General features: G+C 69.8%; 10 protein-coding genes and 2 tRNA genes. 6 read left to right on the forward strand and 6 right to left on the reverse strand.

Annotated elements, in window-relative coordinates:
- Nucleotides 1-19 precede the first annotated feature (19 nt).
- Complete coding sequence (locus D7X30_RS28435; RefSeq protein WP_120566117.1) at nt 20-655, reverse strand: pyridoxamine 5'-phosphate oxidase family protein; 636 nt, start codon at nt 653-655, stop codon at nt 20-22.
- Nucleotides 656-748: 93 nt separating this feature from the next.
- On the opposite strand from D7X30_RS28435, the gene D7X30_RS28440 reads away from it, so the two are divergent.
- A complete protein-coding gene (locus D7X30_RS28440) occupies nt 749-1690 on the forward strand; it encodes a LysR family transcriptional regulator (protein WP_120566118.1) in 942 nt (313 codons plus the stop codon).
- A 44-nt stretch (nt 1691-1734) separates the two neighbouring features.
- On the opposite strand, the gene D7X30_RS28445 is transcribed toward D7X30_RS28440, so the two are convergent.
- From D7X30_RS28445 to murJ, 4 genes are all read right to left on the reverse strand, one after another.
- A tRNA-Met gene (locus D7X30_RS28445) sits at nt 1735-1808 on the reverse strand.
- Nucleotides 1809-1886: 78 nt separating this feature from the next.
- Nucleotides 1887-1960: transfer RNA gene (locus D7X30_RS28450), tRNA-Met, on the reverse strand.
- Between the two features lie 103 nt (nt 1961-2063).
- Nucleotides 2064-4076: a S1 RNA-binding domain-containing protein gene (locus tag D7X30_RS28455; RefSeq protein WP_120566119.1), complete on the reverse strand. Its 2013-nt coding sequence runs from the start codon at nt 4074-4076 to the stop codon at nt 2064-2066.
- 228 nt (nt 4077-4304) lie between these two features.
- Nucleotides 4305-6074, reverse strand: coding sequence for a murein biosynthesis integral membrane protein MurJ (gene murJ / locus D7X30_RS28460; RefSeq protein ID WP_370051730.1), 1770 nt, complete (start codon nt 6072-6074; stop codon nt 4305-4307).
- 69 nt (nt 6075-6143) lie between these two features.
- Here murJ and D7X30_RS28465 point away from each other — a divergent pair, with 69 nt between their 5' ends.
- The 5 genes from D7X30_RS28465 (at nt 6144) to D7X30_RS28485 (ending at nt 11507) form a co-directional block, all read left to right on the forward strand.
- Nucleotides 6144-6632 carry a ferritin family protein gene (locus D7X30_RS28465; protein WP_120566120.1) on the forward strand — a complete coding sequence of 163 codons (489 nt, stop codon included), beginning with the start codon at nt 6144-6146 and terminating at the stop codon, nt 6630-6632.
- 63 nt (nt 6633-6695) lie between these two features.
- Nucleotides 6696-7568, forward strand: coding sequence for an encapsulin nanocompartment shell protein EncA (encA, locus tag D7X30_RS28470; protein ID WP_120566121.1), 873 nt, complete (start codon nt 6696-6698; stop codon nt 7566-7568).
- Nucleotides 7569-7593: 25 nt separating this feature from the next.
- Entirely contained in the window at nt 7594-9018 is a 1425-nt protein-coding gene (locus D7X30_RS28475; protein WP_120566122.1) for a sigma-54 dependent transcriptional regulator, read from the forward strand.
- Between the two features lie 74 nt (nt 9019-9092).
- Nucleotides 9093-10124, forward strand: coding sequence for a M23 family metallopeptidase (locus D7X30_RS28480; protein ID WP_120566123.1), 1032 nt, complete (start codon nt 9093-9095; stop codon nt 10122-10124).
- A gap of 78 nt (nt 10125-10202) precedes the next feature.
- Nucleotides 10203-11507 carry a hypothetical protein gene (locus D7X30_RS28485; protein ID WP_120566124.1) on the forward strand — a complete coding sequence of 435 codons (1305 nt, stop codon included), beginning with the start codon at nt 10203-10205 and terminating at the stop codon, nt 11505-11507.
- A 30-nt stretch (nt 11508-11537) separates the two neighbouring features.
- Here D7X30_RS28485 and rsmI read toward each other — a convergent pair whose 3' ends face one another.
- Nucleotides 11538-12371 carry a 16S rRNA (cytidine(1402)-2'-O)-methyltransferase gene (gene rsmI, locus D7X30_RS28490; protein WP_120566125.1) on the reverse strand — a complete coding sequence of 278 codons (834 nt, stop codon included), beginning with the start codon at nt 12369-12371 and terminating at the stop codon, nt 11538-11540.
- Between the last annotated feature and the right edge of the window lies 1 nt (nt 12372).

Consider the following 12372-nt stretch of genomic DNA (forward strand, 5'->3'; position numbering starts at 1 on the left):
CCCGACCGTAGGTCCAGGGTCAAACCGGAGACCGCTTCAGGCGCTCCAGTTCCTCGCGCAGGGAGCGGTTCTCCGCGCGGAGCGTCTGAAGCTCGGTCGACACCGGACGCAGCATTTCGTCCAGCTCCGCCTCGGTGAACCGGGGCGTGATGTGCTGGGGACAATTCCAGTCGAAGCCCTCCACGCGGAGCACGAAGCCGCGCTCGGCCTTCGCGCCCTGCCCGGGAACCTCCAGGCGCTCCATCGTGGCGGGATCCGTTTCGCGGGTGATGACGGACGCGTGCGCCAGGACCTTCAGGCGCGCACGGTTCGGGTAGTCCACGAAGATGAGCGCGACCCGGTCGTTCTCGCTGACGTTGCCCGCGGAGATGTACTGCTTGTTCCCCCGGTAGTCCGCGAAGCCCAGCGTGTGGGGATCCAGCACCCGGACGAAGCCCGGCGGACCGCCCCGGTGCTGGACGTAGGGCCAGCCGTTCGCGCCCATGCTGGCCATGTAGAAGCTGTCACGCTGGGACAGAAACTCCGCCTCGTCGGGCGTGAGCACGTCCGGTGCGTCCCCTGCCCTCTCCATCCGCGCGTAGGCCCCACGGCTCCCGTGCTGTTCCTGCAACGCCTTCACCGCTGGCGTGAAGGCGAGTCTCGCGAAACGGCCCATGGCTTTCTCCCTTGATGCACCACGTATAGCCATCAAGGCAGGTGAAATAATCAGCGGGACAGGCAAGACTTCATTGCCAAATTCGCAAGAATCATGGACCAGCTCTTCACGCTCCGGACGTTTGTCGCCGTCGCCAGGCAGGGAAGCTTCACGGGCGCGTCCCGCCTCCTCCGCATCTCTCCATCCGTGGCGACGCGGGCCATCGCCCAGTTGGAGGAGCGGCTCGGGCTCGCGCTCCTCACGCGCACGACGCGCTCCGTGCGCCTCACCGAACGGGGACAGATCTATCTGGAGAGCTGCCAGCGGCTGCTGGAGGACCTGGATGAGGCCGACCGCCGCGTCCGGGGAGAGAACGCCGAACCCCGAGGCGAACTTCACCTCTCCGCGCCCATCGTCTTCGGGCGGCTCCACGTCCTGCCCGTAGTCCAGAAGCTGCTCGCGGCGCATCCGGCCCTGTCCGTCCGCCTGCACCTGTCGGACAGGAACCAGCACCTCGTGGACGAAGGCATCGACGCGGCCGTCCGCCTGGGGGACCTGAAGGACAGCAGCCTCATTGCCCTCAAGGTCGGCACCGTCCGCCGCGTGCTGGTGGCCAGCCCCCACTACGTGAAGCAGCGTGGGTCACCCCGCTCGCCCGCCGAGCTGAACCGCCATGAGCTCATCGCCTTCGAGAACCTCGACGCGACGAACGAGTGGCGGTTCGGCGAAAGGGAGAAGCCGGTGCGCATCCAGCCCCGCCTCATCCTCAACAGCGCGGACGCGGCCATCGCGGCGGCGGAGCAAGGCCTCGGCATCGCGCGCACGCTTTCGTACCAGGTGGCGGACGCCGTGCTCGCAGACCGGCTCGTCCTGGTCCTCGAAGCGTTCGCGCCGCCTCCCATCCCCGTGAGCGTCATCTACCCCGGACGCCGGAGCGCCTCCGCGAACGTGGGCACGTTCGTCCGCACGGCGCGCGGCCACTTCGAGGAGCACCCGCTCCTGCCCGTCGAGACATTGCGCCCGTCCAAAGCCGCGGGCGGAAAAGCCAGACGCTGAAAAAGCGAAAGGGCCCCGGCGTTTCCACCGGGGCCCTCTCAGAGTTGCGGGGGCAGGATTTGAACCTGCGACCTTCGGGTTATGAGCCCGACGAGCTACCAGGCTGCTCCACCCCGCGTCACCGTGACGCGGTACTGCTGTTTTCGCTTTGAACACCCGGGGTCGAAACTTTCATTTCGACCCCGGGCTTTTCAAGTTGCGGGGGCAGGATTTGAACCTGCGACCTTCGGGTTATGAGCCCGACGAGCTACCAGGCTGCTCCACCCCGCGGCGAGAACGAGAGGGTAAGTACCGAACCCTCTCGCTACCGTCAACACCTATCTCGGCGCCCCATCGCATTGTCTCGCGCGAGCGCCGAGAAGGCGTGACGTCACTACTTGCCCAGCTTGCTGAGCAGATCCGCGAAGGTGCCGAAGCCCTTCTTGCCAGCGCCCTGCGGCTGCTGCGTCTTCTGCCACGCCTCCACCTCGGCGCGCTCCTCCGCGCGGATGGCGCCAGGGATGGACAGGCGGATCTTCCCGGAGGCGTCGATGTCGATGATCGCCACCTTCAGCTCCTGGCCGATGGAGAAGTGCTTGCGCATGTCCGTGCCGCGGTCGGTGCCCGTCTCGCTGGCCGGGATGAGACCCTTGCCGCCCGGGAACGCGAGGAACACGCCGTAGGGCTCCAGCCGATCCACCTTGCCGACGACGACCGCGCCCACCTTGGGACGGGGCGCCGAGGGCTCCTTGGAAGCCGACGCTGCCTGGGCCTCCTTCGCGGGACGCTCCTCGGGAGGACGCTGGGCCTCCTCCTCGGAGATGCGGCGCAGGCCGATGCGCTTGTCATTCGGGTCGATCTTCTCGACGGAGACCCAGATGACCTCGCCTTCCTTCACCGCGTCGCGCGGGTGCGCGATGCGCCGGTCGCTCAGCGCGGAGATGTGCACCAGGCCGTCCACGCCCGGGCGCAGCTCCACGAACGCGCCGAAGGGCTGGAGCCGGACGACCTTGCCCTGCAGGCGGTCGCCCTCCTTGATCTCCTCCAGCGCCTTCTTGAACGGATCCTCCTGACGCGAACGCAGCGACAGGGTGATGCGCTCCTTCTGCTTGGACTTGTCCGGGGAGTTGGGCTGGCCCTCCTCCATCCGGAGGATCTCCACCTCCACGTCGTCGCCCTGCTTCACCACGTCGCTGGGGTGCGCGACGCGCGTGTAGGAGAGCTCGGAGACGGGGACCATGCCCTCCACGCCGCCCAGGTCCACGAACACGCCGAAGTCGCGCACGCCGGAGACCTTGCCCTTGACCGTCTTGCCCACGGCCAGGGTCTTGCGCGTCTCCGTGGCCAGCCGGCGCTGCTCGTCCTCCAGCAGCGAGCGGCGGGACAGCACGACGTTGCGGTCGCGCACTTCCGTCACGCGGAACTGGAGCTTCTCGCCGATGAACTGATCCGGCTTCTCCACGAAGCGGATGTCCAGCTGGCTGATGGGGCAGAAGGCGCGCGTCTCACCGATGGCGACTTCCACGCCACCCTTGTTCACGCTGAGGACCAGGCCTTCCACCGGCATGCCGGAGGCGCGGGCCTCCGCGAGCATCGCGAAGGACGCGTTGCCCTTGGCCAGCGCGCGGCTGAGCTGGATACCCCGGGCACCCATCTCCACGACGTGCGCCTCCAGGCGGTCACCCACGCCGAAGCGCAGGATGCCCTCGTCGTCCTTGAGCTCGCGCAGCTCGATCATCGCCTCCGACTTCGCGGAGCCGTCCAGAGACACGAACGCGGTGTCCGCGCCCAGCTGGAAGATGGTGCCGGCGACCTTCTCGCCAATGCGCACGCCGCGGCGGCCGGGAGCGCCGCCGTCCTTGACCTGCGCCTCGAACATGTCCGCGAAGGACTCGGTCTCAGGGACCTCTTCGTACAGCGGGCTGGACGGCGCGGGGGCCGGCGTCACCGGACGCGGGGCCGGAGCCGGCGTGGAGGCCGCGGAGGCCTGCGCGTCGGCGCCCGTCTGCTCCGCGGTCGCGGTCGCCTCGGCGGGCTTCTCACCCTCCAGGGCGCGCGTCTCGATGGAGCCCGAGGCCCGCTTCACGACCACCATGGGGCCGGACGGACGGCGCTCGCCGCCGCCTCCTCCGCCACCCCGGCGCTCGCCGCCACGGCCACCGCCGCGCTCGCCGCCACCGCGGGGCGCGTCGCCCTGGGGACGGGGCTGCGACTGGGCGTCGCGAGGACCGCGATCACCGCGGCCTGGCCCACTCTTCTCATCGCGGCCGCCACGGCCACCGCCGCGCTCGTTGCCCTGGCCCCCCGAAGGGATGCCCAGCATCACGTCGCCAAACGTGGCCTTCGGCTTCTTGGGACCGAAACCGCCAGGACCGCCCGAATTTCCGCCGCTCTTCTCGTCGCTCACTGCCGAGACCTTCCGTTGACGATTTCCGACCCGGGACTTCCTTGAAGTCAGGGCCTCTTGAAAAAGGCGGCGGACATTACACGCGCGCCATGCCCGGAGGAAGCCGCATGCGGCCATCCCCTTCACAATCGGCCTCCTATCCCAACGGAAAGGGGGCTGTCCTGCATTCCGTTTGAGCCCCCAGGCACCGCCTGGAGGGCAGCCGTCCCGCCGGGCGCCGCGCCGCGTCTACCGGGCGAGCCCCAGCTTCCGGCCCACCTTGCGGAAGACGGCGCCCGCCTCCGGGACGCCCAGCGCGGCGGAGATGGCGAAGTAGACGACGCCGAAGGGCACCGCCGTCGCCATCAGGCCCAGCACCGGGTGCAGCCGGGGCGGCACCAGGAGGGTCCCGCCCCACTCCGCCCCCACCCCGGGCATGGGACCCAGAAGGCCGGTGAGGCCCTGTTTGACGGCCAGGGCCACGAGCCCGCCCACCACCGCCGCGCCGTACAGCCGGGGCAGCAGCCCCGAAGGCAGGCCCACGGGCCCTACGATGGTGCGCAGCTTGCGGCGCAGGAGCGTGGTCTCCACCCAGGCGACGATGCCGCTGGACAAGGTGAGGAACGCCGCGCCCAGCTCCCGGGGCAGGCCCAGCCGCTCCGGCAGCCACAGCGCCAGGAACCAGGCCTTCACGGTGCCCAGGGCCACGCGCACGATGGCGTAGCGCAGGGGCGTCTTGGGGTCCTTCAGCGCGTAGAAGGCGGAGGCGTAGAGCCGGCCCGCGGTGGACGCCACCAGGCCCACCGCCGCGCCCATCAGCAGGTACCAGAGGTAGCGCGAGTCCGAGGCGCCAAAGCGGCCCGTCTGCAGGAGCGCACCGCTCACCAGGTCCCCGAGGAAGAAGAGCGCGACGGCGGAGGGCACCACCCAGAAGGCGATGCGGCGCGAGCCCGAGTCGATGCGGCTTCGCAGCTTCGCGTGCGCCTGGGCATCCCCTTCCGCCGTGGCGCGCGCCATCTCCGGCAGCTCCGCGGCGGACACCGCCATGCCGAAGAGGCTCACCGGGATGAGGTAGATGGTCTGCGCGTAGAGGAGCGACGACAGCGCGCGGTTGGAGATGAGCGACGCGAAGGCGGTGTCCACCCACGCGCTGAACTGCACCACGCCGCGCCCCAGCACCACCGGGCCGAAGTTCTTCATCACCTGGCGCACGGAGGCGCTGGCCAGCGACACCACCGGGCGGAAGTGCCCCAACAGGCGCATCACCGTGGGCACCTGCACCGCGAACTGGAGGAAGCTGCCCAGCACCACGCCGTATGCCAGCCACTCCGTCACGGCTTCTTCCGAGGCCCGCCCCCCGGACGTGCCGTGCAGGCTGCCCACGACCAGCAGCGTGGCGATGATGACGACGTTCCACACCACGGGCGCCAGATAGGACAGGAGGAAGCGCCGGTGGCTGTTGAGGATGCCCAGGCACCACGCGCTCAGCACCAGGAAGCCCGTGCCCGGGAAGAGGATTCGCACCAGCCGCACGGCCAGGTCGCGCTCGCCGCCCGTGAAGCCCGGCGCGATGAGGTCCACGAACAGCGGCGTGGCCAGCATGCCCAGCGCCACCATCACGGCGGTGGCCATGGCCAGCAGGCCGAACACCGCGCCCGCGACGCGGTCCGCCTCGTCCGCGTCCTTCTTGCCCAGGAGCTGGGCGTAGACGGGGATGAAGGAGCCCGACAGCACGCCTTCGCCGAAGAGGTTCTGGAGGAAGTTGGGGATGCGCAGCGCGGCCTTGAAGACGGCGGCGGCCTCCGCGTTGCCAAGGTAGTGCGCGAAGACCCGCTCGCGCACCAGCCCCATCAGCCGCGACGCCAGGATGCCAATGCCCACCAGCATCGCGCCCCGGCCTCCCGCGCTGCGTTCAGGGCTGGACGGAAGAGGGGCTGCCGGAGAGCCGGCGGGAGGGGGCGAGGCGGGCGCGGGGGCGGTCACGAAGGCGCGGACTCTACGTCCGGCGTTCTTCGGCATGCAGCAGGAAACCCTTCGACCGCTGTTTCACTTGACGGTCACCCCACGGGTTGCGAGGGTCCGCCCCCAATGGCCGGAAAGTCCGACACCGAGCGGTCCGACGTCGCGCGCATCCGCGCCGTCCTGGCGCGCGAACTCGAGACCATCAACGAGTACGAGGCCTTCGCCGAGGACTCCTCCCTCCCGGAGGTCAAGGCCTTCTTCCTCCACCTGGCGGCGGAGGAGAAGGAGCACGTGTCCGAGGCGACCCACATGCTCCGCATGCTCGACAAGGGGCAGGACGCGCACTTCGCCAAGCCCTTCGTCCCCGGCCACTTCCAGGCCGCCGTGGGGGGTGTCCCCTCGGAGCCCGCCTTGCCCGCCGCCGAACCCGTGCATGCGGCGCCACCCGCCCCGCCCGCGCTGGGCCGCCTGGCGAACGAGCCCCTGACGTCCCTGCCGCCCCAGCGGCTCATCTATGGCGTCCCCGCGCCGCCGCCTTCCGCCAACGGCCATCCGCTCACCATCGGCAGCCTGCGCCGCGGCGGTGGAAGCGGCGGCTCCGGTGGCGGTCGTTAGAACCCTTTTGTTTCCTGCCTTCTCCTCTCCCCTCCTCTGCCGCCGCTCGTGACGGAGACACAGATGCCTGACTTCCTTGGACATGCCGAGAACCCGCTGCGCGAAGAGGAGTGGGCGCGCCTCAACGAGACGGTGATCCAGGTGGCTCGCCGTTCGCTGGTGGGCCGCCGCATCCTGGACATCTACGGGCCGCTGGGCGCGGGCGTGCAGACGGTGGCCTACGACGAGTTCCAGGGCGTGTCCCCGGGCGCGGTGGACATCGTCGGTGAGCAGGAGACCGCGATGGTCTTCACCGACGTCCGCAAGTTCAAGACCATCCCCATCATCTACAAGGACTTCCTGCTGCACTGGCGGGACATCGAAGCGGCGCGCACGCACAACATGCCGCTGGACGTGTCCGCCGCCGCCGGCGCCGCCGCGCTGTGCGCGCAGCAGGAGGACGAGCTCATCTTCTACGGCGACCAGCGCCTGGGCTACGAGGGCCTGATGACGGCCAACGGCCGCCTCACCGCCACGCTGGGGGACTGGACGGCGCCGGGCGGCGGCTTCCAGACCATCGTGGAGGCCACGCGCAAGCTCAACGAGGCCGGCCACTTCGGGCCCTACGCCGTGGTGCTGTCGCCGCGCCTGTACTCGCAGCTGCACCGCATCTACGAGAAGACGGGCGTGCTGGAGATCCAGACCATCAGCCAGCTCGCGGCCGACGGCGTCTACCAGTCCAACCGCCTGCGCGGTGAGTCCGGCGTGGTGGTGTCCACGGGCCGGGAGAACATGGACCTGGCGGTGGCCATGGACATGGTCGCGGCCTACCTGGGCGCCAGCAAGATGAACCACCCGTTCCGCGTGCTGGAGTCACTGCTCTTGCGCATCAAGCACCCGGACGCCATCTGCACGTTGGAAGGCGCCACCCCGGCCGCTCCTCCGGCGCGCCGTTAAGTCGCGGTCTCCGCGCGAAAGACCCATGGCCAAGGTCCTGGTCATCGATGACGAGACGAACCTGCGCAAGGTGCTGGCCGCCCTGCTGCGCCGCGACGGGTTCGACGTCACCGTGGCGGAGAACGGCGAGCAGGGCCTGGCCGAGTTCCACAAGAACGGCGCGGACATCGTCGTCACCGACCTGGTGATGCCCAAGCTGGGCGGCATGGAGGTCCTCGCCGCCGTGCGCAGCGCCAACCCGGACGTGCCGGTGATCATCATCACCGCGCACGGCACCGTGGACTCCGCGGTGGAGGCCATCAAGGCGGGCGCGTTCGACTACATCACCAAGCCCTTCGATCAGGCGGAGCTGTCCTCCGTCGTGGCCAAGGCCGCCAAGACGAACGAGAGCGCCAAGCGCTCCGTGCGCGCGGACCACAAGGCCCGGTCCGCCATCATCGGCGAGTCGCCGCAGATTCAAGACGTCTACAAGGTCATCGACAAGGTCGCGGACACGCCCTCCACGGTGCTGATCACCGGAGAGAGCGGCACGGGCAAGGAGCTCATCGCCACCGCGCTGCACGGCGCGTCCAGCCGCCGCGACAAGCCGTTCATCAAGATCAACTGCGCCGCCATCCCGGCCACGCTCCTGGAGAGCGAGCTGTTCGGCTACGAGAAGGGCGCCTTCACCGGCGCCGTCACGTCCAAGCCCGGCCGCTTCGAGCTGGCCGACGAGGGCACCCTCTTCCTGGACGAGATTGGCGAGATCCCCGTCGAGATGCAGGTGAAGCTGCTGCGCGCGCTCCAGGAGGGCGAGTTCGAGCGCGTGGGCGGCATCAAGACGACGCGCGTGAACGTGCGCCTGGTGGCCGCCACCAACCGCGACCTCCAGGCGGAGATCGAAGCAGGCCGCTTCCGCAAGGACCTGTACTACCGGCTGGCCGTGGTGCCCATCGCGCTGCCCGCGCTGCGCGAGCGCCGCGGCGACATCCCGATGCTCGCCCAGCACTTCGTGGACAAGTACAACCGGCGGCTCCACAAGAAGATCGAAGGCATCGCCGACGACGCGCTCGCGCTGCTCCAGGCGTATGCGTGGCCGGGCAACATCCGCGAGCTGGAGAACCTCATCGAGCGCGTGCTGCTCTTCGCGGATGGCCCCCTCATCACCGCGAAGGACCTGCCGGAGCCGGTGCGCGGGGGAGCGGGCGTGCAGGCGGGGGCACAGGTCGCCGCCTCGCTGGGCACGCTGGACGTCCCCGTGGGCGAGGTGGGCCTCAAGGACATCGTGCGCATGAAGGCCGCGGAGCTGGAGCGGGACCTCATCGTCAAGAAGCTGGAGGAGACCGGCGGCAACGTCACGCGCGCCGCGCGCCTCCTGCAGATCAGCCGCAAGTCGCTCCAGACGAAGATGAAGGAGTTCGGCCTGCGCGACACCACCCCGGACGGTCAGGAAGACGGCCCGGACGAGTAGCCTGGGGGCCGAAATATCGCCTTTTCGCCGGCGGTTTCGGCCCCCGCGTACCTTCTTACCCTCAGGGAGCCTGAATGCGGCCGAATCTTCCCACCCTCGGTGGACCACCGAAGCGCAATCCCTTCGGACCGGTGGTTGCCGTCTCCGTCATCCTCGGCGCGGCCGCGGGTGGCGTGTGGTGGTGGAAACAGCGCATGGCGGATGTCCCCATGGACGTCGCCTCGCAGGCCGCGTCCGCGCTGGACGCCGGCACCGTGGCCCAGGCCCCCGTGGCCCCGCCCGCGCCCACCGACCCCGTGAAGGCCGCGGGCCTGGAGCGCGTGTCCATCCGCATCGAGGGCCCGCTGGAGACGGCGCTCGTCCAGGCCTCCGACACCACCGTGGGCCCCGCCCTGGCGCAGGTGGTGACGCGCACGCTGGTGTGGTGGGTCCGCGTACCCGGCGAAATCCTCCGGGGGGACACGCTGGACGTGCTCTTCCAGCGCCGCCCCAACGAGGAGCCGCTGGTGTACGCGGTGCGCTTCGTGAGCGGCAAGACGGGCCAGACGCACCGCGCCTACCGCTTCACGCCCGCGGGTGAGGTGAACGCCCGCTACTACCTGCCCGGCGGCGACGAGCTGGAGCTGCGGATGGAGAAGTCGCCCATCGACAGCTACGAGCAGATCACCTCGCTGCTGCGCGACGGCCGCGGCCACAAGGGCGTGGACTTCCGCGCGCCGGTGGGCACGACGGTCCGGGCTCCCTTCGCGGGCGTCATCAAGCGCAAGAACTGGAACTTTGGCAGCAACGGCAACTGCATCGAGCTGGTGGAAACCGGGGGCAAGGGCCGCCGCGCCCTCTTCCTGCACCTGGCGGAGCTGCCCAAGAGCATCCAGGCCGGGATGCGCGTGAACGCGGGCCAGGTGCTGGCCCAGAGCGGCAACACGGGCCACTCCTTCGCCCCCCACCTGCACTACCAGCTCATGCTGGGCGAAAACCGGGTCCTGGACCCCTTCGACCAGCACAAGACCTTCCGCGCGTCCCTGGCGGCCGCCCATAAGGGCGCCTTCGACACCGAGGTCCAGCGGCTGGATGGATTGCTGGGAACCTCCGTCGCGGGGAAGTAAAGCCCCACCCATTTCTTGACACTCCTCCGACGGCACGGCTAGCTGGCAGCCCTGGGCCGTGGTCGTCGGAGGTAGTGGATGCACAGGTTTCGCGCCGTCATCGCCGCGCTGACGCTGGGCGTGCCTTTCGCCGCCAGCGCGGCGGAGATCACCCGGATTGCTTCCTCGTTCGAGGATGATGATCCGTTCGACCTCTTCCTCGACGTGGGCTTCGAGCGCACGCAGACGCGCGCGAAGATAGTCCGCGAGCAGCTTCGCGGCGGTGACGCCACCAACGTCTCGGAGGTCAACGAGCTCTGGTACAAGGGCGTGGACGCGCGGCTGAATCTGGCCGTGGCCTTCGGCCTGTGGAAGGACCTGGAGTTCAGCTTCAAGCTGCCCATCGTCTTCCAGCAGAACGAGACCTGGAACTTCGTGTCCGGCACGAACCAGGGCAACTCCACCATCACCAACAGCTGCTACAACGCGGACGGCTCGCCCTACTCCGCCGAGGGCTGCGTGGGCCGGCTGTTCCAGGTGCCCCAGGAGAGCTACCGCGGCGGCCTGGGCAACGTGCACTTCGGCCTGGCGTACGCCTTCTTCAACCAGGAGAAGGACGACACCAAGCCCACGTGGATCATCGGCATCGACTACGAGGCCCCCACCGCCAAGCAGCGCGACCCGAGCCTGGACAACACGGACCCGGACGGCGACAAGGGCAACGTGGGCGACCGCGTCCACAAGTACCAGCTCTACACGACCTTCTCCCGGAAGATGGGCAGGGCGGAGCCGTACTTCAAGGCGTCCCACACCATCCCGGTGCGCGGCCCTGGCGCGTACTCCAACTGCGACCAGTCCGTCACTCCCCCGCCCAACTTCGGCAGCGGGCGGCCCAACCTGGGTGCGCCGTACAACTGCTACAAAGAGCCGTGGACCCGCCAGGAGACGGGCATCAAGGCCCCCTCGCAGACGGCGCTCACCTTCGGCATGGAGCTGGTGCCCTTCGAGAACGCGGCGAGGTCCCAAAAGTTCGCCCTGGACGTGCGGCTCCTGGGCAACTACGTGGGCCGCGGCCGGTACTACAACGAGCTGAGCTCCGCGCTGCGCAAGCTGCTCACCTCCGACGACTACTTCCAGGTGGGTGGCCAGGTGGGCGTCATCGCCCGCGCCGCCGAGGCCTTCACCATCCGCGCCTCCGGCAACTTCCTCTACAACACGGACCACCTGCTCACGTCCGAGGCCATTGGCCAGGACCTGAACGGCGACGGCACCGTGGACACCGCCGTGGGCTCGCCGGAGCTGAACCCCACGTTCGACTGGCGCTACGACCTGGTGTCCCGCCGCTTCCGGGCCATCCAGAGCACCACGTTCCGCTTCGACCTGGGCGCGACCTTCAGCTTCTGAAGTCCCGCCTGAAGCAGCGGCGGGCCTCCCCTACCGCTGCTTCAGTCCCAGGCCCAGCCGGTACACCTCCTGGCCGGGCCACCCCGCGCGGCGGGCCAGCTCCGTGCTCAGCGGCTTGAGCTTCTCGCCGCGAGCCAGGCCCGACTCCAGCGCCCGGCGCAGCTCGTCCTCGCTCCAGCGCTGCTCGCCGGTACGGCCCTCCACCAGCACCACCACCTCGCCCCGGGTCTCCTCGCCCGCGTAGCGCGCCACGAGCGCGGACAGCGGGCCCCGGACGAACTCCTCGTGCAGCTTGGTCAGCTCGCGCGCCACACACGCGCGGCGGTCGCCCCAGGCCTCCTGCAGGTCGACCAGCGTCTCCGCCAGACGGCGCGGGGACTCGTAGAGGACGCAGGTGGCGGACAGGGGCGCCACCTCGTCCAGCATGGCCCGGCGCTCCGGCCCCTTGCGCGGCAGGAAGCCCAGGAAGTGGAAGCGCCCGGTGGGCAGGCCTGACGCGCTCAGGGCGGCCACCAGCGCCGTGGGCCCGGGCACCGGCTCCACCTTCAGGCCGCGCTCCAGCGCCTCCGCCACCAGCTTCTCTCCCGGGTCGCTGATGCCGGGGCTGCCCGCGTCGGTGACGAGCGCGCAGTCCTCCCCTGCTTCGATGCGGTCCAGGATGCGCCCGGCGCGCTGCCCCTCCGCGAAGGCGGGCAGGCTCACCAGGTCCTTCCCGGTGATACCGAAGTGGTCCAACAGGATTCGCGAGTGCCGGGTGTCCTCGCACGCGAGGAGGCCCACGGTGCGCAGCGTCTCCAGGGCCCGGGCGGTGACGTCCCCCAGGTTCCCGATGGGCGTGGCCACGAGGTAGAGCGTTCCAGCCAAG

Origin of the sequence: Corallococcus sp. AB011P (assembly GCF_003611605.1) — a bacterium.
Taxonomy (GTDB): domain Bacteria; phylum Myxococcota; class Myxococcia; order Myxococcales; family Myxococcaceae; genus Corallococcus; species Corallococcus coralloides.

Excerpts from the sequence above, each read along its gene's own strand:
- D7X30_RS28435 (WP_120566117.1), bottom strand. The coding sequence starts at position 655 with ATGGGCCGTTTCGCGAGACTCGCCTTCACGCCAGCGGTGAAGGCGTTG.
- D7X30_RS28465 (WP_120566120.1), top strand. The coding sequence starts at position 6,144 with ATGGCCGGAAAGTCCGACACCGAGCGGTCCGACGTCGCGCGCATCCGC.
- encA (WP_120566121.1), top strand. The coding sequence starts at position 6,696 with ATGCCTGACTTCCTTGGACATGCCGAGAACCCGCTGCGCGAAGAGGAG.
- D7X30_RS28475 (WP_120566122.1), top strand. The coding sequence starts at position 7,594 with ATGGCCAAGGTCCTGGTCATCGATGACGAGACGAACCTGCGCAAGGTG.
- D7X30_RS28485 (WP_120566124.1), top strand. The coding sequence starts at position 10,203 with ATGCACAGGTTTCGCGCCGTCATCGCCGCGCTGACGCTGGGCGTGCCT.
- D7X30_RS28440 (WP_120566118.1), top strand. The coding sequence starts at position 749 with ATGGACCAGCTCTTCACGCTCCGGACGTTTGTCGCCGTCGCCAGGCAG.
- murJ (WP_370051730.1), bottom strand. The coding sequence starts at position 6,074 with ATGCCGAAGAACGCCGGACGTAGAGTCCGCGCCTTCGTGACCGCCCCC.
- D7X30_RS28480 (WP_120566123.1), top strand. The coding sequence starts at position 9,093 with ATGCGGCCGAATCTTCCCACCCTCGGTGGACCACCGAAGCGCAATCCC.